General features: G+C 67.8%; 1 protein-coding gene and 1 other annotated feature. The gene reads right to left on the minus strand.

All coding sequences use genetic code 11. From position 1 onward, the window contains the following. Positions 1–31: 31 nt before the first annotated feature. Positions 32–1,269 (minus strand): IS3 family transposase gene (locus tag ACZ3TS_RS43020; RefSeq protein WP_467628727.1). Its coding sequence is split into 2 segments (ribosomal slippage): positions 32–990 and positions 990–1,269, totalling 1,239 coding nucleotides; the frame shifts between segments, so codons are not numbered across the junction. After that, positions 863–991, minus strand: a sequence feature (AL1L pseudoknot). Its footprint overlaps the gene before it by 129 nt. Positions 1,270–1,321: the final 52 nt, after the last annotated feature.

The raw sequence follows: 1,321 nt of genomic DNA on the forward strand, positions 1-1,321 counted from the left end.
GTGTCAAGCCCTGGGTTTCGTGGAGACTGAGTTAGCTGGCTTTCTGGAGTGACGCAGGAGGTTCGGCCGCGAGGTAGTGGGCGGCCTCTTGTTCGGCTGGGGTGATGTGGCCGAGTTCGCCGTGGAGGCGGCGCTGGTTGAACCAGTCGATGTACTCGGCGACCGCGACCTCGACGTCGTTGATGCCGGTCCAGGGTCCCTTGTTGCGGATCAGCTCGGCCTTGAACAGGCTGTTGAACGCCTCGGCCAGGGCGTTGTCGTACGAGTCGCCCTTGGAGCCGACCGAGGCCACGGCGGCCTCAAGTTCGAGACGTTCGGTGTAGCGCAGAGCTCGGTATTGGACTCCGCGGTCCGAGTGGTGCGTGAGGCCGGTGAGGTCGGCGCCGGTGTGCCGGCGGCGCCAGATCGCCATCTCCAGGGCGTCGAGGGCGAGGTCGGTGTAGAGGGAGGTGGCGACCTGCCAGCCGACGACCATGCGGGAGAAGACATCGATGACGAAAGCGGCGTAGACCCAGCCGGAGAAGGTTCTGATGTAGGTGATGTCCGCGACCCACAGCTGGTTCGGCGCGCTCGCGGTGAACTGCCGCTCGACCAGGTCGGCGGGCCGGTCGGTCTCGGGTGCGGGGCGGGTGGTGCGTGGGCTCTTGGCCCGGATTACCCCGCGCAGACCGGCCGCGCGCATGAGGCGCTCGACCGTGCAGCGGGCCACCTCGAATCCCTCGCGCCGGAGGGCGGCGTGGACCTTGCGGGCCCCGTAGACGCCGTAGTTGGCCTCGTGGATCCGGCGTATCTCCTTGGTGATCTCCTCGTCTCGCAGGCTGCGGGCCGAGGGCGGGCGGGTGCGGGCGGCGTAGTAGGTGCTCGGCGCGATCGGCGCGTCCGTCTCGGCGAGGACGTCGCAGATCGGCTGGACGCCGAACGTCTCCTTGTACTGGTCGATGTAGGCGACCTTCATCGCAGTGGACGGTCCAGCTCCGCGGCGAAGAAAGCCGAGGCGGACTTCAATATTGCGTTCGCCCGCCGCAGTTCCTTCACCTCCCGCTCCAGCTCAGCGATTCGTGCAGCGTCGGTGCTGGTGGCGCCAGGCACGATGCCCTCGTCGGTCTCGGCCCGCTTGACCCAGCCGCGCAGGGCCTCAGGGTGCACGTCGAGTTGGTCAGCGATCCGCTTGATCGCACCGGCCCTGCCGGCGGGGTCCTTGCGGGCCTCGATCGCCAGCCGCGTCGCACGCTCGCGCAGTTCGTCAGGGTACTTACGGGGAGCAGCCATGATCGGCATCCTTCCGGGTCTTCGATGTCTCCATCAAACCCGGGGCGATTCA

Source organism: Streptomyces sp. NPDC022910 (assembly GCF_055561075.1).